Origin of the sequence: Bradyrhizobium sp. CCBAU 21365 (genome assembly GCF_015291305.1) — a bacterium.
Taxonomy (GTDB): Bacteria; Pseudomonadota; Alphaproteobacteria; order Rhizobiales; family Xanthobacteraceae; genus Bradyrhizobium; species Bradyrhizobium elkanii.
On sequence record NZ_CP030036.1, the window covers coordinates 7,139,218 to 7,158,705 of the forward strand.

The window sequence follows — 19,488 nt, forward strand, 5'->3', positions numbered from 1 at the left end:
TCAACGGCGAATGATACGAAGGATACGTGCGGAGCTTTGAAAGGCATTTGGGGCCGCTCTCACTGACGTCGAGCGTAGGCGACACCCCAGCCAAGACCGAGTGTGCCGGCGACAAGCGAGCCGAAGAGTACGCCCAGTTTCGCGGCCCGCAATGCTCCCTCATCGGAGAAGGCGAGCATCGCGATGAAGATTGACATGGTAAAGCCGATGCCGGCCAGCAGGCCGACCAGACAAACTCCGCCCCACGAAACGCCAGGAGCAAGGCGACACCAGCCCAGCCGCACCGCGACCCATGTCGCGCCGACGATTCCGAGCGGTTTCCCGGCGATCAGGGCAAGCGCGGTGCCCAGCATGACCAGGAGGCCCCCAGCGGAGAGGTCCGCGCCGTTCAGGCCGACGCCGGCATTCGCCAGCGCGAAAGTCGGCATCACGCCGTAGGCCACCCACGGATGCATCGCCATCTGGACCCGCGACACCGGCGGCAATATTTCGCGATGTGCGACGCGAAGCTCGCGCAGCGGCCGCTCCAGTCGGTGCGAGTCTCCTGCACTCACCGCATCACTGCTCCGCAACTGCTTGAGCACGCGCGACACCACGTCCAGCGGCTGTTCCCGCATGGGTAGCGGACGCGCCGGAGTGATCAGCCCGAGCACGACACCTGCGAGTGTTGGATGGACCCCGGCCATCATGAACCCGATCCAAACCAGGGCACCCGGCAGGAAGTAGGGAAGAGCAGAACCGATTCCGATTCGCTGAAACCCGAAGACAGCGAGAGCGCCAAGCAACGCGACGGCGAAGCCGCCGAACTGAAGGCTGGGCGTGTAGAACACGGCAATGATCAGCACCGCGATGATGTCGTCGATGATCGCCAGAGCAAGCAGGAAGACTCTCACGTTGACCGGGATCGATCGTCCAAGCAGCGCGAGCACCCCGACCGCAAAGGCGATGTCCGTCGCGGTTGGTACAGCCCAGCCCTGTGCATGGGCCGGATCGCTGTTGATGCCGAGATAGATCAGCGCGGGGACGATGACGCCACCGGTCGCCGCGATCAAAGGCAGAATCGCCTGGTCGAATTTGCTCAGTGCTCCCTCATGAATCTCGCGCCGTATCTCCATGCCCACAACGAGGAAGAAGGCTGTCATCAGCACGTCGTTGACCCAGAAATGCAGCGACCGTGAAAAGACGTAATCCCCGACCCCGATTGAGAGCGGCAGGTTCCAGAAGGCGTGATAGTCATGGGCGAACGGGGAGTTGGCCAGGATCAGCGCAGCGGCGGCGGCGGCAAGAAGCGTGGCGCCGCTGACGGCCTCGACATGCAGGAAGCGTTGAAGGGTGTTGAGGGCCTGTTCAGCCAGCCTCTGGGCTCGCGGCAGGTCGTCGAATAAGGGGTGATCGTTCACGGGGCGCACGCTCTCCGCGTGGCGGCCCGACCATCGCTTGACCTGTCGCCGCGCAATGCGGCAAGCACCCGAGCACCGTTATATATCGCGACCGCGACAATTCAACCGTGCAGGAATGAGCCAACGCGAATATTTGCCCTCGGCCAAGGTGACATCCGTTCCGCACTGCCGCGATGTCGGCTCAGGGCCATTATGCCGCCCTGGACGTTGGGACACGCGTTGAACATGGAGCGGAGCGAGGACCTAGGCTGCGACGACCAGCGGCCGCGTCATCTCCGCCAGTGTCGGCACCAGCGACGGCGCTTCACAATCCTGCAGAGCGAGCTCGTCGACCAGCGCGCGCAGCCTTGGCGGCAGATCGGCGTAATCGCCGCGCAGGGCATGGCGCAGCCGCTCGCCGATCTCTTCGCAGATGGCGCGCGCGTGCTCGGACGCAATCGGATGAGACTCAATCATGGACGTGGACCGCTGGCGATGGCCGCGCGCCCGTCCCCCTGCACTTCCGCAACCACGGATCCCGCATGTGCACATGCGATCAAGACGAGGATCCGAACAATGCTGAACATGGTTCGTACTCCCTTTTCCGGTTCTTCAATAACAGGAGGTCGTTGCCGCCCGATTAGGGAAACTGGTTCTCACGGCCTTTAAGGGATTGGTAAACGCGAGGTTCACGACCGGCGGAGCCCGATCAGGTGCTCCGGACGGCGTCGGCCTCGCCATCTCCGTTCGTCGTTGCGGCACCTCTATGTCCCCAATCAGGGGGACAGACGGATCGGGCGGAATCGATATGATGCGCGACCGGACGGCGGTCGGCCGTCATCGGCCGCAGATAAAAAGAACCTGCTGGGAGGATTTGCAATGAAGCTGGCCATGGCCGGACTGTTGACATTTGCGAGCGCGATCCTGATTGCGCCGGGCGCGCGTGCCGACATCAAGGTCGGCGTCGTGGTGTCCGGATCCGGACCGGGCTCGGCGCTCGGCCAGCCGCAGATGCGCACCATCGCCGCGCTGCCGAAGGAGATCGGCGGCGAGAAGGTCACCTATATCGCGCTCGACGACGAGTCCGATCCGACCAAGGGCACGCAGAATGCCCGGCGCCTCGTGATCCAGGACGGCGTCGACATCCTGATCGGCTCCTCGCTCACCCCGGTGACCATGCCGATGCTCGACGTCGCCGTGGAGAGCAAGACGCCGATCATCTCGCTGGCGGCGGCGACCGCGATCGTGCAGCCGATGGACGACCGCCGCCGCTGGGCGTTCAAGGTGGTGCCCAATGACGACCTGATGGCGGCGGCGATCCTGAAATACATCGCCAAGTCCGGCATCAAGACGCTCGGCTATATCGGCGTCTCCGACGGCTATGGCGAAGGCTATTACAAGGAGGTGTCGCGGCTCGCCCCGCAGCTCGGCCTCACCGTGACGACGCATGAGGTCTATGCGCGCGCCGACACCAGCGCGATGGGCCAGGCGCTGAAGGTGATCGCGACCAATCCGGAAGCGGTGTTCATCGCTTCCGCCGGCACGCCCGCCGTATTGCCGCAGGAGGCGCTGCGCAGCCGCGGCTATGCCGGCAAGATCTTCCAGACCCATGGCGTGGCGTCGGAGGAGTTCATCAAGCTCGGCGGCGCCAATGTCGAGGGCGCGATCTTCACCGGCGAAGCCTTCACCATCGCCGACGACCTGCCGGCGAACGATCCGTTCCGCCAGGTGCGCGACGAGTTCGTGTCGTCCTACGAGAAGGCCAACGGCGCGAGCCCGAACATCTTCGGCGCGCATCTGTGGGACGCCGTCACGCTGTTCAAGCGGGCGGCGGCGAATGCGCTGAAGACCGCAAAGCCCGGCACGGCGGAATTCCGCGCCGCGCTGCGCGACGAGCTCGAACGTGGCAAGGACGTCTACCTCAACAACGGCCTCTCGACGATGAGCCCGACCGATCACAACGGCTATGACGAGCGCTCGGCGTTCCTGATCAAGGTCGAGGGCGGCAAGTTCCGGCTGGTGAAGTAGCGAGGGACCGTCGGCCAGCAAAGATGTAGCCCGGATGAGCGAAGCGATATCCGGGGGCGACCGACCCGCATGTCGCTTCGCTCATGCGGGCTACTGCTTCTTACCTTTCCAGCCCCGGAGACTGCGGCAGAATCGTCGCGGCGACGATCGCAATCAGCGCGACAAATCCAGCGACAACCGACCAGCCCTGCCAGCCCGCTTCACAGCTTACCCTTGCCCGATCCGCAGACCCCCTTCAGCGCCTGCCATTCGGCCGACGACAGCAGCGGCTGGCCGCCGGCCGGGCGGGCGGCATCGGCCTTGTCCATGCGCGCGAGGCGGTCCTCGGTCAAGGGATGGCTGGAGACCAGCGAGAGCCCCGTGCCGCCCTCCTTGCCGGTGACGCGGAACATCAGTTCGCCCATCGGCTTGGCCGGACGGCCGAGCTTGTGCATGGTCTCGATCGCGAAGCTGTCGGCATTGGTCTCGGCGTCGCGCGAATAGGACGACGTCACCAGCGAGCGCGAGGCGAAGATCAGCGCGCCGGAGCCGGTGACGTCGCCGAACAACAGCCCGATCAGGAACGAGGTGCCGCCATTGTGGATCAGCTCGCGCATGCTGTCGCGGTGGCGGAGATGGCCGAGCTCATGCGCCAGGACGCCGGCGATCTCGTCGGGGTTCTCGGCTTTCTCGAGCAGCCCGTCGAACAGATAGACCTTGCCGCCGGGCAGCGCGAAGGCGTTCGGCACCGACGTCGCCAGCACACCCGACTGCACCGAATTGTCGAAGCCCGCGGACTGCCGCAACTTGCCGACCAGCTTCGCGAACGCCGCCTGGCCGGCCGGGTTACTGCAGGGCTTGCCGTCGAACAGCACGTTGACCTGCGCCTCCGCGACATCGCCGATGCGGCGCTCGAACGAGTCGGGCACCAGCGGCGTCAGCCGCTCCGCGGCCAGCGGCACGCCGAACAGCACCACCAGCACGATCGACACCGCGGCCGCGAGCGACCAGCCGACGATCGCGGCGACGCCCCTGCGGTTCGGCAGCCCTTCCTCGAGCGTGTCGCAGCGCGCGATGAGCGCGGCGATCAGCCCGGCATCGCGGATGTCGAGCCGCGCCAGAGGCGGCGCGGTCAGGCAGCTCAGCCGCAACAGGCCGGACGGGCTGTCGGCGCGGCGGATGTCGTGAAACGCCCAGCGCGCCAGCAGCGCGCCGTCTTCGCGGATCTCCAGCGCATCGGACAGTCTGAGCGCGACGATGCGCCGCCGGTTCGACAGACCGTCGAAGAAGACGCCGCCGGGATTAGGCAGCGCCGCGGAACTGGTCTGGCCGGAATCGGATTCCATGTAGCTAGACCCCCCCGACGTCGAGGCCGTCGGCAAAGCCTTCGCCGAGCGCGTTGGCGAGCTCGCCGCGCGCGGTGACGTTGGCCGCCGCGCCGATGTTGTGCACGATGGTCGACGACAGCACCCGGACCCACAGATCGCGCATCAGATAGACCCGCAACACCACGTTCAGCGCCAGCGCGAAGGCGAGATAGCCGATGCCGAGCAGCACGATCAGCGGAATGCTCTTGGCGAACGCCTCGGTCCTGAAGAAGTCCGCGATCGAGGAGCCGTCCATGCTGGCGACCAGCAAGGTGCAGAGCGCGAGATAGGCCGCGAACACCACGCCGAGCAGCACGACCCAGCCGATCACCTTCCAGTACAGGCCGATCAGCGCGCCGCGGCGGAGGGTGGATTCCAGCCTCACTTCGCCGAAGCGGATGCCCGACAGCCACCAGCGCCACTCGACCGCCTTGAACGCGGCATAGGCGAACGGGGCGAAGATCGTGCTGTAGAGCGCGAACGGCATCAGGACCCAGAGCCACCAGCCCCGCTTGAAGAACTCCCAGCCGCGGCCCTCGAACGAGCCTTGCAGGTCGCCGTAATAGGAATGCCGCATCTTGTAGCGTTCGAGCGCCGCCTCGCGCCACGGCAGCGCGAGGCCGAGCGTGATCACGACCAGCACGCCCCAGAGCGAGGCCTTGAGCGCATAGACCCAGCCCGAGCCGCTCATCCAGAAGCGGACGCCGCGCCACACCGTGCGGGTCAAGCGGTAACGCCGCGCGCGATAGATCGCGAACTGGCCGAACAAATAGAAGAAGGCGACCAGCGGCAGCGAGGCGAACGCCTTGAGATGCTCCGCCTCGATGCCGATCAGGAAATAGCCGAGATAGATCGGCACCAGGATCGCGAGCGCGACCAGGAAGCCGATCAGGAGCTCCTTGCCGCGGCCGGTATATTCCGGCGCGTCGCCATCGATCTGGCTGTTCGACCAAAGATGACGGCGGATATCGGTGGTGAGCCAGAACCGGTAGAAGCCGACCGTGACCAGCTCGAGCCCGGCGCCGCGCGCGACGAGGCGAAAGAACTCCTTCCGGTTCCCTGAGAACGCCACCGGCATCGGCGGCGGGGCCGGCTGCGGCGGCCCCAGCGGGGTCCAGCTCATGTCGTTCACGGGATAGCTCCTGGACGGGACAATCTCTGGGTATCAAAAGCACAGATTTGTCGTCGCGAGTGTGATCCAGGTTTCACACAAGGTCGAGATCGCCGGCCGATTTTTGGCGGGGTGCGGTTGGCTTTGCCTTAACGGGATTGCCGGAAACCGCGCAGGCCTCGATCGACCGCCGGCGTCGAACCCCAGGGCGGCAATGACATACTTAACGATCAGGCGATCGAGGCGAAGACGCCACCGCAAAGCGAGGAAACCGCAGCGATGAACAGATGGATCCTGTCGGCATGTCTTCTGGCTCTCACGGCAGCTCCGGCTGCTGCCGTCGACGTGCGGCTGGATTCCTATCGCAATCCAAAGAATGAGAACTTCCGCATCTTCAATCATATGTACCTCGACGGCGTCAGGGGCGGCCTGATGGCTTCCAATGCCTGGCTGAAACGGCATGGCGGCCAATTGTTGTTCTGCATGCCCGACGACCTTGCACTGAGCAGCGAGCAGACCGAAGAGATCATGCTGAGGTCCGCCGACAAGCGGGCGGCGAAAGGCGAGATGGTGATCGCTCTCCTGCTGCTGTGGGGCATGCAGGACACCTATCCTTGCGAAAAACCCGCCGGCGAGAAAACCGGCAATCAATAAACGGCGCCCGCAACGTTCGCGCCGCCGCCCGACCAAATCAAACGCCGTTTCAAACGAGGCGTAGTCGCGGCCGCAGCCCCCTCGCCACCGGAAAGGCCCGGATTCGGCCGCTTTGGCCTGACATCAATGCGGCCAAATGCGCGTCGAGAGCCCTTGCGCAAACCGCCGAATGGGAATGTAATTCGGTAAAACATGCCGCGCCGGCCATGCCCCGGCAGCTCAAACGGTTGAGGAGCCGCTCATGCACGGGACCATCGATCTCGTCGACAACACGAATCTGGACGCCGCACGCGAACGCGCCAACTCGCTTGCGCTTTCGGACTACGATCCCGGCAATCCCGAGCTGTTCAAGACCGATACCTTCTGGCCGTATTTCGACCGGCTGCGTCGCGAGGATCCGGTGCACTACTGCAAGGACTCGATGTTCGGTCCGTACTGGTCGATCACCCGCTACAACGACATCATGGACATCGAGACCAACCACTCGGTGTTCTCCTCGGCCGCCTCGCTCGGCGGCATCACCATCCGCGACGTGCCGCCGGATCTGCGCCGCGAAAGCTTCATCGCGATGGACCAGCCGCGCCATTCCGCGCAGCGCAAGACCGTGGCGCCGATGTTCACGCCGACGCACCTCGACGAGCTCGCCACCAACATCCGCAAGCGCTCGACCGAGTGCCTCGACAATCTGCCGCGCGGCGAGGTGTTCGACTGGGTCGACAAGGTCTCGATCGAGCTGACGACCCAGATGCTCGCGGTGCTGTTCGACTTCCCCTGGGAAGACCGCCGCAAGCTGACGCGCTGGTCCGACGTCGCGACCACCCTGCCCGGCGCCGGCGGCCTCGTCGCCACCGAGGACGAGCGGCAGGCCGAGCTGATGGAATGCGCGGGCTATTTCGCACGGCTGTGGAAGGAGCGCGCGAACCAGCCGCCGAAGAGCGATCTGCTCTCGATGATGGCGCACAGCGATGCCACGCGGAACATGGACCCGAAGAACTTCCTCGGCAATCTGATCCTGCTGATCGTCGGTGGCAACGACACCACGCGCAACACGCTGTCCGGCAGCATCTATGCGCTGAGCAAGCATCCGGAGCAGTACCGCAAGCTGCGGGAGAACCCGGCGCTGATCGACAGCTTCGTGCCCGAGGTGATCCGCTGGCAGACGCCGCTCGCCCATATGCGGCGCACCGCGCTCGCCGACTACGAGTTCCGCGGCCGCCAGATCAAGAAGGGCGACAAGGTGGTGATGTGGTACGTCTCGGGCAACCGCGACGAGGAAGCGATCGAGAAGCCCTACGAGTTCCTGATCGACCGCGCCCGGCCGCGCACCCATATCTCGTTCGGCTTCGGCATCCACCGCTGCGTCGGCCTGCGGCTTGCCGAGCTGCAGCTCAAGATCATCTGGGAGGAGATCCTCAAACGCTTCGACACCATCGAGGTGGTGGACGAGCCGCAGCGGGTGTATTCCAGCTTCATCAAGGGCTACGAGACGCTTCCAGTGCGCATCGCCGCCTGACGCATGGAAGGTTTACCCCCTCTCCCGCTTGCGGGGGAGGGTTGGGGTGGGGGTGTCGCCGCAAGTGACACTCTTCGTGTGGAGAAAGCCCCCACCCGCATCGCATCTTCGATGCGATGCGACCTCCCCCGCAAGCGGGAGAGGTGGAAGTCAGAACATTCACTGGAGCTAGCTGAGATGAACGTCCAGACCGCTATCCGTGCCGACCGGGCCGAGCTGCTGCGCCAGGCCCGCGAGGAAGCCTATTCGACACCGCTTAGGGATTTTCATCCTGGCGCGCCAAAACTGTTCCAGAACGACACGCTGTGGCCGTGGTTCGAGCGGCTGCGCAAGGAAGAGCCGGTGCACTACTGCACCAATGCGCCGATCGAACCCTATTGGTCTGTCGTGAAGTACAACGACATCATGCATGTCGACACCAGCCACGGCATCTTTTCCTCGGACTCCACGCTCGGCGGCATCTCGATCCGCGACGTGCCGCCCGGCTACGACTATCCGAGCTTCATCGCGATGGACCAGCCGAGGCACGCCCATCAGCGCAAGACCGTGTCGCCGATGTTCACGCCCACGCATCTCGACGAGCTGGCAAAGCTGATCCGGCAGCGTTCGGCCGGCGTGCTCGACAATCTGCCGCGCAACGAGACCTTCAATTTCGTCGAGCGCGTTTCGATCGAATTGACCACCCAGATGCTGGCGACGCTGTTCGACTTTCCCTGGGAGGAGCGGCGCAAGCTGACGCGCTGGTCCGACGTCTCCACCGCGCTGCCGAAGAGCGGCATCGTCGACTCGCCGGAGCAGCGCCGGCAGGAGATGGACGAGTGCTACGCCTATTTCTCCAAGCTCTGGAACGAGCGCGTCAACTCGGCCCCGCGCAACGACTTGCTGTCGATGATGGCGCATAGCGACGCCACCCGGCACATGGACCCCGATAATCTGATGGGCAACATCATCCTGCTGATCGTCGGCGGCAACGACACCACGCGCAACACCATGAGCGGCTCGGTGCTGGCGCTGCACGAGCATCCCGATCAGTTCAGGAAGCTGAAGGACAATCCGGCGCTGATCGACACCATGGTGCCGGAGGTGATCCGCTGGCAGACGCCGCTGGCGCATATGCGGCGCACCGCGCTTCAGGACACCGAGATCGGCGGCAAGACGATCAGGAAGGGCGACCGCGTCGTGATGTGGTACGTCTCCGGCAACCGCGACGACGAGGTGATCGACCGTCCGAACGAGTTCATCATCGACCGGCCGCGGCCGCGCATCCACCTGTCGTTCGGCTTCGGCATCCACCGCTGCGTCGGCATGCGGCTCGCCGAGCTGCAGCTTCGAATCGTCTGGGAAGAAATGCTGAAGCGCTTCGACCGCATCGAGGTGGTCGGCGAGCCGAAGCGGGTCTATTCCAGCTTCGTCCGCGGCATCGAGAACCTGCCGGTGCGGATCCCGGGCTGAAGCCTAGATTGTCCTTGGCCACAAGCGCGATCGGCCCTATGTCTTTGCCGGGCGTAGTGGGTCGATGCACCGCGTCTTGCAGTTTGGGCCAGTTGACGGAACATGAACCGAAAAGAGCGGCGGGCGGCTGGCAAACGACAGGATGAGTCCGCCAAGAATGCACCAGGCTTCGCCTCCGCAGGCGTCAGCATCGCCGACCTTGTTGCCGAGGCCAGCCGCTTCTACGGGATGCGCCGCTTCAACGAGGCGCAGCAGATCTGCCGGCAGATTCTCGCGCGCGAACCTGGCCATGTGCAGGGCCTGAATCTCCTCGGCCTGATGGCGCAGGCATCCGGCGATCACCGGGCTGCTGCGAAGATGTTCACGAAAGCGATTGCTGCGGACGACGTCAACGCCGCCTGCCACTACAATGCCGGCAATTCGTACCAGGCGCTGGGCAATCGCGCCAAGGCGGCCGCGCATTTCAGCAAGGCGCTGGCGCTCGGCATGGATGCGAAGGCGGTCGGCTTCATCCTGCAAAGTCCTGTCGTCACCAGCTATGCCGGGCGGATTGCAAGCAAGTGGCCGCTCCCGGTGACAAGCTCCGAATTGTTCGGCAGCGAGGGCGTCGCGCCGCTTGCGCGCGACCTGTTCCTGCGCTCGGCGATGGAAGCGACGACGCTGGCAAGCATGCAGCTCGAGGTGCTGCTCGGATATGCGCGGGCCGAGCTGCTGCAGCTCGCGGGCGAGCAGGGTCAGGATGAAGTCGACGACGAGATCGTAGCCTTTGCCTGCGCGCTCGCACGGCAATGTTTCATCAACGAATATGTCTATGCGCAGACCGCGGCGGAAAGCGAAGGTGCCGGCGCGCTGCGCGATCGATTGCTGCAGGACCTGACATCAGGCGCCGCGATCTCGCCGCTCACGCTGGCCGTGGTGGCCGCCTATTTCCCGCTTCATGCCCTGCCCGCGGCGGACGCGCTGCTGCGCCTGGATTGGCCCGCGACGGTCGCTGGCCTGTTGCGGGTGCAGCTTCGCGAGCCGCGCGAGGAGATGGAGGAGCGCAGCGCTATTGCAGGGCTCACACCGATCAAGAACAGCGTGTCGGTCGACGTGATGCGCCAATACGAGGAAAATCCTTATCCGCGCTGGACCGTCAACCCGCTGACGGCATTCGCGGCCGATCGGGCGCGGGGACGAACCGTCGCGACCGCGGACCAGCAAGCCGAGCGGGATATCCTGATCGCCGGCTGCGGCACCGGCTCGCACGCGATCCAGATCGCGCAGGTCTATCCCAATGCCCGCTTGCTCGCCGTCGACATCAGCATGACCAGCCTCGCCTATGCGCGCCGCAAGACCCGGGAGCTCGGCTTGCGCAACATCGACTATGCGCAGGCGGACATCCTGGAATTGGGCTCGATCGGGCGGACCTTCGACAGCATCGAGTCGGTCGGCGTGCTGCATCATCTTGCCGAACCCCTGGCCGGCTGGCGCGTGCTGGTCTCGCTGCTGCGGCCGGGCGGCACGATGCGCATCGGGCTCTACAGCCATCTGGCGCGCCGCGTCATCGTCGAGGCCCGCGATCGCATCGCGGCGCGCAATTATCGCGCCACCACTGAGGACATCAGGCGTTGCCGGCAGGACATCTTCCGCGAAGCCGACAAATGGAAACCGCTGATCGGCGCCAAGGATTTCTACAGCATGAGCGGCTGCCGCGATTTGCTGTTCAACGTCATGGAACACCGGCTGACGATTCCGGAGATTGCGGCATTCCTCAGCGAACACGGCCTGACGTTTGGGGGCTTCGAGCCGTTTGACGATCCGGCGGTGCTCGACCAATTCCGCAAGCAGTTTCCGAGCGCGGCCGACGAGGCCAATCTCGATCAGTGGCACCGCTTCGAGGTCGATCATCCAGAGACGTTCTGGGACATGTACGTCTTCATGGTGGGCAAGAGCGCGCGCTGAGAGCCAAGGCCCGGCCTATAGAGCGCGGCCAACAAGATAAGGCACTTTTGGCTAGCTCGTCATGCCCGGCCTCTTGCCGGGCATCCACGTCTTTGCTTCGGCCACGCAATAAAGACGTGGATGGCCGGGACGAGCCCGGCCATGACGGAGAGCTGAGCCGACACGGCAAAACGCTAGCGGGCGTGCTGGCCCTTGCTGGTCGGCAACGGGCAGTTGGTGCAGACCCGGTCGTCGCACATCCGGCAGATCGTGAAGCGATCCATTTCGGAGGTGTCCTGCCTTGCCAGCAATTCGCGGATCAGCGTTGCAAGCTGCTTCCTCTCCGTCGACGACAGCACGTCGAGAAGCGACGTCACGGCGGAAATCCGCGAGGCCAACAATTCGTTCCGGGACGCGGCGCCTGACGCCGTCAGGTGCAGGGCGACCTCGCGGCCGTCCTTGCCTGCCCGGCGTTCGACAAGCCGATCCGAAACCAGCCGATCCACCAGCCGGACCGTTCCGGAATGCGATAGGCCGAGGATTCGCCTCAGCTTGTCGTTGGTCATGCCCTGGCCATAGCCGATGACGATCAGCGCCGCGGGCGTTTCGCCGCCGCGGCCGACCACCTCGCGCGCGCCTTGCTCGATCCGATCCATGACGGCGAGCGACAGCGCGCCCAGCAGATTGGCGATTCCGTTCTCCATGCGCCGAATAATATGTGCGCTGCGCACAAAAAACAACTTGACCAGATATGTGCGCTGCGCACATATTTAATCGGGAGAGCAACGACGACAAAAAGTGGAGGGCAGCGATGACGATCCGAAGCGCCGCACTGGCAACGCCTGACGCATCCAGCAGCGAACCCGCCCTGAAATACGTGCAGGCCAACGGCGTGCGGTTTGCCTATCTCGAACAGGGCAGCGGGCCGCTTGTCATGTTCATGCACGGCTTTCCCGACAACGCCTGGTCGTACCGAAAGCAGCTGCAGGTGTTCGCAGATGCGGGATATCGCGCGGTCGCGCCGTTCCTGCGCGGCTATGCGCCGACCGAGATTCCGGCCGACGGCATCTTCGATCCGATCGCGCTGGGCCAGGATCTCGAAGCGCTGATCGCGGCGCTGAGCGACGACGGACGGGCCTACGTCGTCGGTATGGATTGGGGCGGCACCTCGACCTTCCAGGCGCTGGCCACGGCGCCTTCGGCGATCAAGGCCGCGGTGGTGATGAACACCGCACACCCGATCACGATCCCGAGCCTCAGGAGCGATCCCGACGCCGTTCGATCGGTCTTCCATGTCTATTTCTTCACGGTGCCTGGCGCTCACTCGGCGGTCAACATCGAGGGGCTTCCCTTCGTCGACTACCTTTGGAAGTTGTGGTCGCCAACCCTGCAGAACGACGAGCATCTCCGCTCGGTCAAGCAGACGCTCAGCTCTCCCGGCACCATGAAGGCGGCGCTGAAATACTATAACGGCTTGGTCGATGCGGGCGTTGCAGGCCGGCTGCCGATCAACGACATGCACACACCGACAATGACGATTTATGGCGGCAACGATCCGACGGCGCGGTATTCGATCAAGGAAGAGCCGCTCTTCAAGGGGCCACATCGGCGCATCGTCCTGCCCGATGTCGGGCACTTCCCGCATCTCGAGCGTGAGGCCGAGGTCACAGGTCTGATCATGGACTGGTTCACAACGCACGCCGCTGGCTGATCGGCCGCGCCGCAAGCAGCGGCTACGTCAGTCAATCTATCAATTTTTCTGAGAGGGAGTGCGCGCCATGGACGCCACGACACAGCAGCAATATGCCGAAGCCTTTCACACTCTGCACAGAACGGGCGATCCGCTCGTCCTGTTCAACGCCTGGGACGTCGCCACCGCCAAGGCCATCGCAAAGAGTTCGCGAGCGATCGCGACCAGCAGCGGCGCGGTCGCGGCCGCGCTCGGCTACGCCGACGGCGAAAATGCCCCGCTCGAGATGGTCGAAGGCCTGGTCTCGCGGATGACCGCGTCGGTCTCGGTTCCGGTATCGATCGATCTGGAGGCGGGATATGGCGACACTCCGGACGCCGCCGCGCATTCGGCGGCGAGGATCCTGAAGGCCGGCGCGATCGGCATCAATATCGAGGACGGACTCGTTGGCGGAAAGCGGCAGCTCGCCACTCCCGAGCAGCATGCCGCGAAGATCAGGGCGGTGCGGGACGCCGCGCAACAACTCGGGATTGATCTTTTCATCAATGCGCGAACCGATCCGTTTCTGCTGAAGTTCGGCTCACCCGAGCAATGCCTGACCGAGGCGGCAGGGCGTGCGAAGGTCTATGCCGAGGCCGGCGCTGACGGAATTTTTGTGCCGGGGCTCACCGACCTCGCGCTGATCGAGAGGTTCGTTCAACTGACGCCGCTGCCGGTCAACATCATGGTGACGCAAGGCGTGCCCGAAATCGGGGAGCTCGCCCGTGCCGGTGTTCGCAGGGTGAGCCTTGGGCCGTGGCCGATGATGGCGGCAATGCGCGTCATCGGACAGGCGGCAGCCGCGGTCGCCGCCAGCAAGCAATACGGCCCGTTTCTGCAGCCCAACGGTTGAGCCCGTGAGGGCACGCGATGCCACCGTCCGGCCGGACCATTCAGTCCGTGCCGGCCGGACTACCGGGTTCATGAACGGATGCCTCACTCGATCACTTCGTCTGCGCCGCTGACGACTGACGCAGAGAACTCGTGGCCGAGCAGTTTGGCGGTCTTCAGGTTGATGACGAACTCGACCTTGGTGACCAGCTGGACCGGAAGATCGGCGGGCTTCTCACCCTTCAGAACCCGGCCGGCGTAGACGCCCGCGCGTCGATGCGACTGCACGAAATCTCCGCCATAGCTCATCAAGCCTCCGGCCGTCGGAAAATCTCGGGTCTGCGTGATTGCGGGCACACGATACTTCAGCGCGAGATCGGCCAAGCGCCGGCTGCGGAATGCAAAATAGGGATCGGAGGTGAAAACGAGCGCGTTTGCCGACTCTCTCGCTACCGAAGAGAATACGGCTTCGAACTCGTCCTCCTTGCTTGCCCTCAATATCTGCAGATGGACCCCCAAGGTTTCGGCAGCGGCCTGAAGCCTCTGCAGTTGCGAGCTGGCGGTTGGACTTGTCGGGTTGGTCACGACCCCCAACGTCGTCGCCGCCGGCAGGAGTTCGTGCATCAACTCGAGCCGCTTCGGCGACACGTCGACGCTCAGGCTCGAGATTCCCGTGATGTTGCCTCCCGGCCGCGACAGGCTGTCCACCACACCCAGCTGAACGGGATCGCCGCCCATCTCGAAGACGATTGTCTTGGTGACGCCGGCAGCTTTGGCGGCAAGCGCGACGGGCGCGCCGCCGGGCGCCACCACCACATCGACGTTACGCGCGATCAATTCGCCGGCCAGCGCAGGCAACTGGGCATATTGCCCATTGGCCCATCGATACTCGATCGCAACATCGCGGCCCTCGACAAAGCCGGCCTCACGAAGTCCCTGGTGGAAAGCCTTCAGCCGGCTGCCAAACAACTCCGGCGATTCCGGACAAAGATAGCCGATCACAGGCATCGACGGCTTCTGCGCGTGCGAGGATGTGGTCCAAGCCGCGGCGGCGGCCATCCACAACAGGACCTCACGCCGGCCGGCGCGTCCGTGCGATGTTGCTGCACGAGAGTGAGCGCAACTCATGCTCTATCGATCCGCTGGCGTTCGCCGTCGGCGGAAGTATATCCCACGATCCGAAACCAGTCGCCAATGGACTGCACCGAACCGCTCCTCGCGGCATCAGCCCCAACGCATCAAGAAGATATTCCAAACACCGGAATGGCGTCATCGAAGCCCTTGATTTGTCGACTCCCGATATCCTCCAGGGAGCGCTTGCCTCTGACGCTTGCGGCGGTCCCTGCGTCCATCAGGATCTCCCGATCTGCGGCAGATGCGCACAGGCGGGCGGCGAGATTCACGACACTGCCGATGGCCGTGTAATCGAGCCGGTCGTCGTAGCCGATCCGCCCGACCGTCGCCGATCCGCTGGCAAGCCCTATTCCAAAGCCAACCTGATAGCCCCGTGACCGCCAGCCGCCGATCAAGCCTTGCACGTGCTTCTGCATTTCGGTCGCAAGGTCGACGGCTCTCAGCGCCGGCTCCTCGACCGGCACGGGTGCGTTCACCAGCACCATCAGCCCGTCTCCCGAGAAGCTGATGAGCGTTGCTTCGAACCGCGCAATGACCCTGCCCAGAACCTCATAATATTCGGACAGCACGCTCATGACTTCCTCGGGAGTGACGCCCGCGGAAAACGCGGTGAACCCGCGCAAGTCACAGAACACAACGACCACGTCGGTGCGGCGACCATCCAGCACGCTGTCATCGCCGGCACGATCGACGAGATCGGCGACTTGAGGCGCGAGAAACCGCTTGAGCTTCGCGATCCGCTCCTGGTGCTGCTGCGCCAGCGCGAGCTCGCCGGCCATCCTGTTAAAGCTGTTTGCCAGACGCTGAAATTCGTCCCCGGTCTGGATCGCAATGCGGTGTTCGAATGATCCGGCGCCGATCCGCTCCGTCCCCTCCTCGAGCAGCCTGATCGGCTCGGTCATCCGGTGCGCGAATGCATAGGCGAGCAGCCCTGCAAATACGGTGCTGCCCGCGAGAAGCACTGTCGTCCGTCGCAACGCGGCATAGATCGGGGCGTAAGCCTCGGAGAGCGGTTGCGCCACCACCACGGTCCAATCGGGCCCCGCCACAGGAGCCGCGCTGGCAGCAACCCGACGTCCCTGTCCGTCCCGGCCGGTTGCAACGCCCGCTCCCGGGCCGATTGCGTCGCGTATGGCGCGAAACGGCTGAGAGGTTGTTTCTTCCAGCCCGCGGAGCACAAGGCTGATGTCGGGATGGGCAATGAGACGGCCCGGCCGGTCCAGCACGAAGGCGAGGCCGGTCTCTCCCACCTTGATCGCCGATACGACATCCCAGATCAGCTTGAGATTGACTTCGGCGATGACTGCGCCGACCGCGGATCGGTTACCCACGAGCGCAATGGTCAAATATGGTTCCGAGCCTCTGTTGTAGCTGACATCGCTGAACCAAACCTGGCGCGCGTGGGCGCCGACCAGCGCAGGTTCAGCCGATCGGTCGATACGACTTTCAATTCGATTGAGGCCGACCCGTGAGACGTAGAGACGCTCCAACCCATTGTTGTCGATGAGTGTCAGGCTGACCACGGCCGGTGCTTGACGAAACAGACGCAACGCATCGGTTCGGCGTCCCTCATCGGCCTCGTCGGTCCAGGGAAGCTGGACCAGCCACCCCAGCTGGCTTGCGATGCCGGAGATGAAGTTATGAATTTCAGCGGCCGCGGACGTCGCCTGAACCCCAAGCAACTGGTCCAGCCTCGCGCGCTGATCGCGGTAACCGAACCAGGCCTCGATCGACCCGTTGATCACGAGCGGAAGCGCGACGGCCAGGAACAGTGCGAAAAAATACTTTGGGAAGAGGCCGCGAAACCGATCTCGGACAATCATGCCCTGATCCCTGAAAATGCGACAGATATATCGATATGCGAAATGAAGCCTTGAAAATGAAGCCCCGGCGCTGCCGCCAACCGGCATCTTCCAGCATAGAGCGTCGTTTTAGGCCGTAATGGGGCTGTTGTTCGACCCGGCCAAAGGACGCAGTCGGCTCCGGCCGCCATTTCGCTTGCGTCGGCCCCGCAAACCTTGGCCCTATAAAATTCCGGCATAGCTGGGCGAGCCAGATGCGAAGAGAATTAAGCCCCCGCCTGCCCTAAGCCTATCGGTGTGAGGACGCGCCAATGCGCGTCCCTTGTATTGACGCGTTTTTCTTCGCGAACCGGTACCCGGTTCGTTCGAAAACGCTACCGCCGAGGCCATGATGGACCAGATTGCCGTTCACCAGGACAGCGCGACCAGCCGGGACTGGCCGGTTGCGATCTACCGCACGCTGAAGAGCTTTGGCGTGGCGCAGGTGTCCTACGTTCCCGATGCGGGACATTCCAAGCTGATCAAGCTGTCGCACGCCGATGCCGACATCAAGACCACGGTGCTGACGACCGAGGAAGAAGGCGTGGCGATGGCGGCCGGCGCCTGGCTCGGCGGCGACCGCGCGGTGCTGTTGATGCAATCGAGCGGCGTCGGCAATTGCGTCAACATGCTATCGCTGATGGCGAGCTGCCGCTTCCCGCTGCTGACGCTGGTGACGATGCGCGGCGAATGGGCCGAGTTCAATCCCTGGCAGATTCCTATGGGCCGGGCGACGCCGCAGGCGTTCGAGATCATGGGCACCACCGTGCTGCGGCTGGAGAACCCCGACGATGCCGAGGAGGTGATCTCGGCGGCCGCCTCGCTCGCCTATGACGGCGACCAGCAGGTCGCGGTCTTGATCTCGCAGCGGATGATCGGCCGCAAGAAGTGGACCAGGGAGACGCACTGATGTCAGCATCGACAGGCCCCCTCGATCGCCGCGCCGCCGTGAAGGCGCTGCTTGCCGACCGCGGCGAGCTGCTCGTGATCTCCGGGCTCGGCTCCTCCTCTTACGATTTGTTCGACGCCGGCGAGCATCCCGGCAATTTCTATCTGTGGGGCGCGATGGGCGGCGCAGCGATGGTTGGGCTCGGCCTCGCGCTGGCGCAGCCGAAGCGCCCGGTGCTGGTGATCACCGGCGACGGCGAGCAGCTGATGGGGATCGGCAGCCTGCTGACGATCGCGACCAAGCAGCCCGGCAATCTCTCGATCGCGGTGCTCGACAACGGCCATTTCGGCGAGACCGGCATGCAGCCGAGTCACTCCGGCCTCGGCGCCAGGCTCGAGGTGATCGCTGATGGCGCGGGCATCGGCAATGTCTCCGAGATCGCCGACATGGCCGGCATCGAGAACTTCCGCACCAGCCTGCGCGATCTCGGCGGCGGCCCGCGGCTGGCGCGCATCCGCATCGCCGCCGGCGAGGTCGAGCGCGCGTTGCCGCCGCGCGACGGCACCTATTTGAAGAACCGCTTCCGCGGCCATCTCGGCTTCAAGGTCAGCTGATGCGAAGCCGCGCTCAGGCGAGCTGGATATCCCAGAGCCCCTCGGCGCGCAGCGTGGCGACCTCGTCGCGCAACAGCTTCGCGATCAGCGTCATCGCGTTGGAGCCGGGATGCTCGACCGGCGAGGCGAGCGTCAGCTCGCGCCGCGGCGCCGGCCGCGCGATGGCGGCGGTCTCGAGCCGGCCCTCCGCCACCTCGGCGCGGACCGAGGACGGCGGCAGCAAGGTATATCCGAGCCCCTCCTCGACCAGGCTGGTCAGCACCCGAAACGAATCCGCCTCGAGCTTGACGTCGAGATCGATCTTCTTCTTGGCCGCGGCATGTTCGAGCAGCGCACGGAGGCCGTGCGAGTGACTGGGCAGCACCAGGCGCTGGCGCATCAGCCAGCCGAAGTCGACCTGCTTCTTCGGCTTCAGCCCGCTGCCGCGCGGGCCGACCGCGACGATGCTGTCGCGGCCGAGGCTCTGCACCGCCAGATGCAGATCGACCGATGGCCCGTAGATCACGGCAAGGTCCATCTCGCCGCGATGCAGCCACTCGATCAGATGGCCGCTGTAGCTCTCGACGATGCAGAGCGAGATGCCGGGATAGCGCTCCACCGTGCGCCGCGCCAGCCGCGCCGACAGCACGCAGCTCACCGTCGGCACCAGCCCGAGCACGACGCGCCCGGACGGTGCGCCGCCGGCGGACTGGATGTCGTCGCGGATCTGGTCGATCTGCCGCACGATACCGCTGGTGCGCGCCAGCAGCAGCCGGCCGGCGTCGGTCAGCACCATGCCGCGGCCGTTGCGCGTGAACAATTCGGTGCGCAGCTCGTGTTCCAGCAGCTTGATCTGCCGGCTCAGCGCCGGCTGCGCGACCCGCAAGGTATCGGATGCCTTGCTCAGGCTCCCGAGTTCCGCGACGCACGCAAAGGTCCTAAGCTGGCGGAAATCCATACTTGCCAATCCTGGAAGGCAGGTTCATACGCTATAACAAAACAGCATAGGGAGTTTACCGGGGCCCCACAACAGCGGGCGTTTCACCCGGCATCCGCGCAACCTCG

The 19,488-nt window shown here is 64.6% G+C and carries 17 protein-coding genes; 9 read left to right on the forward strand and 8 right to left on the reverse strand.

Annotated elements, in window-relative coordinates; genetic code table 11:
- Positions 1-59: 59 nt before the first annotated feature.
- Positions 60-1,400, reverse strand: coding sequence for a Na+/H+ antiporter NhaA (gene nhaA / locus XI02_RS33580; protein WP_172647256.1), 1,341 nt, complete (start codon positions 1,398-1,400; stop codon positions 60-62).
- A gap of 243 nt (positions 1,401-1,643) precedes the next feature.
- The gene (locus tag XI02_RS33585) at positions 1,644-1,856 is read right to left on the reverse strand and encodes a hypothetical protein (protein ID WP_172647255.1); all 213 of its coding nucleotides are present in this window, start codon (positions 1,854-1,856) and stop codon (positions 1,644-1,646) included.
- Positions 1,857-2,258: 402 nt separating this feature from the next.
- Between XI02_RS33585 and XI02_RS33590 the strand changes: the two genes are divergently transcribed.
- Positions 2,259-3,407, forward strand: coding sequence for an ABC transporter substrate-binding protein (locus tag XI02_RS33590; RefSeq protein WP_069279455.1), 1,149 nt, complete (start codon positions 2,259-2,261; stop codon positions 3,405-3,407).
- A gap of 200 nt (positions 3,408-3,607) precedes the next feature.
- On the opposite strand, the gene XI02_RS33595 is transcribed toward XI02_RS33590, so the two are convergent.
- Positions 3,608-4,732, reverse strand: a complete 1,125-nt coding sequence (locus XI02_RS33595; protein WP_172647254.1) for a M48 family metallopeptidase — start codon at positions 4,730-4,732, stop codon at positions 3,608-3,610.
- Positions 4,733-4,736: 4 nt separating this feature from the next.
- The gene (locus XI02_RS33600) at positions 4,737-5,876 is read right to left on the reverse strand and encodes a DUF898 family protein (protein ID WP_172649105.1); all 1,140 of its coding nucleotides are present in this window, start codon (positions 5,874-5,876) and stop codon (positions 4,737-4,739) included.
- A 267-nt stretch (positions 5,877-6,143) separates the two neighbouring features.
- On the opposite strand from XI02_RS33600, the gene XI02_RS33605 reads away from it, so the two are divergent.
- The 4 genes from XI02_RS33605 to XI02_RS33620 all read left to right on the forward strand — a co-directional run bounded on the left by XI02_RS33605 (position 6,144) and on the right by XI02_RS33620 (position 11,427).
- Positions 6,144-6,518, forward strand: coding sequence for a hypothetical protein (locus tag XI02_RS33605; RefSeq protein ID WP_172647253.1), 375 nt, complete (start codon positions 6,144-6,146; stop codon positions 6,516-6,518).
- Between the two features lie 241 nt (positions 6,519-6,759).
- Positions 6,760-8,031 (forward strand): cytochrome P450, encoded by a 1,272-nt coding sequence (locus XI02_RS33610; RefSeq protein ID WP_172647252.1) that lies wholly within the window; start codon positions 6,760-6,762, stop codon positions 8,029-8,031.
- A 177-nt stretch (positions 8,032-8,208) separates the two neighbouring features.
- The gene (locus XI02_RS33615) at positions 8,209-9,483 is read left to right on the forward strand and encodes a cytochrome P450 (protein ID WP_172647251.1); all 1,275 of its coding nucleotides are present in this window, start codon (positions 8,209-8,211) and stop codon (positions 9,481-9,483) included.
- A 102-nt stretch (positions 9,484-9,585) separates the two neighbouring features.
- Entirely contained in the window at positions 9,586-11,427 is a 1,842-nt protein-coding gene (locus tag XI02_RS33620) for a bifunctional 2-polyprenyl-6-hydroxyphenol methylase/3-demethylubiquinol 3-O-methyltransferase UbiG (protein ID WP_244981053.1), read from the forward strand.
- 173 nt (positions 11,428-11,600) lie between these two features.
- On the opposite strand, the gene XI02_RS33625 is transcribed toward XI02_RS33620, so the two are convergent.
- The gene (locus tag XI02_RS33625; protein WP_028342477.1) at positions 11,601-12,110 is read right to left on the reverse strand and encodes a MarR family winged helix-turn-helix transcriptional regulator; all 510 of its coding nucleotides are present in this window, start codon (positions 12,108-12,110) and stop codon (positions 11,601-11,603) included.
- A 107-nt stretch (positions 12,111-12,217) separates the two neighbouring features.
- On the opposite strand from XI02_RS33625, the gene XI02_RS33630 reads away from it, so the two are divergent.
- Together XI02_RS33630 and XI02_RS33635 are read left to right on the forward strand one after the other, a co-directional pair.
- Complete coding sequence (locus XI02_RS33630) at positions 12,218-13,117, forward strand: alpha/beta fold hydrolase (protein WP_172647250.1); 900 nt, start codon at positions 12,218-12,220, stop codon at positions 13,115-13,117.
- A 67-nt stretch (positions 13,118-13,184) separates the two neighbouring features.
- Complete coding sequence (locus XI02_RS33635) at positions 13,185-13,988, forward strand: isocitrate lyase/phosphoenolpyruvate mutase family protein (RefSeq protein ID WP_172647249.1); 804 nt, start codon at positions 13,185-13,187, stop codon at positions 13,986-13,988.
- Between the two features lie 83 nt (positions 13,989-14,071).
- Here XI02_RS33635 and XI02_RS33640 read toward each other — a convergent pair whose 3' ends face one another.
- Complete coding sequence (locus XI02_RS33640) at positions 14,072-15,025, reverse strand: ABC transporter substrate-binding protein (protein WP_016848588.1); 954 nt, start codon at positions 15,023-15,025, stop codon at positions 14,072-14,074.
- A gap of 179 nt (positions 15,026-15,204) precedes the next feature.
- Positions 15,205-16,923 (reverse strand): adenylate/guanylate cyclase domain-containing protein, encoded by a 1,719-nt coding sequence (locus tag XI02_RS33645; protein WP_172647248.1) that lies wholly within the window; start codon positions 16,921-16,923, stop codon positions 15,205-15,207.
- A gap of 367 nt (positions 16,924-17,290) precedes the next feature.
- Here XI02_RS33645 and XI02_RS33650 point away from each other — a divergent pair, with 367 nt between their 5' ends.
- Together XI02_RS33650 and XI02_RS33655 are read left to right on the forward strand one after the other, a co-directional pair.
- Positions 17,291-17,851, forward strand: a complete 561-nt coding sequence (locus tag XI02_RS33650; protein WP_141713591.1) for a thiamine pyrophosphate-binding protein — start codon at positions 17,291-17,293, stop codon at positions 17,849-17,851.
- Positions 17,851-18,444, forward strand: coding sequence for a thiamine pyrophosphate-dependent enzyme (locus XI02_RS33655; RefSeq protein ID WP_172647247.1), 594 nt, complete (start codon positions 17,851-17,853; stop codon positions 18,442-18,444). Before XI02_RS33650 ends, XI02_RS33655 begins: the two co-directional genes overlap by 1 nt.
- A gap of 13 nt (positions 18,445-18,457) precedes the next feature.
- Here XI02_RS33655 and XI02_RS33660 read toward each other — a convergent pair whose 3' ends face one another.
- On the reverse strand, positions 18,458-19,381 hold the full coding sequence (locus tag XI02_RS33660) for a LysR substrate-binding domain-containing protein (protein ID WP_172647246.1): 924 nt from the start codon (positions 19,379-19,381) through the stop codon (positions 18,458-18,460).
- Positions 19,382-19,488 lie beyond the last annotated feature (107 nt).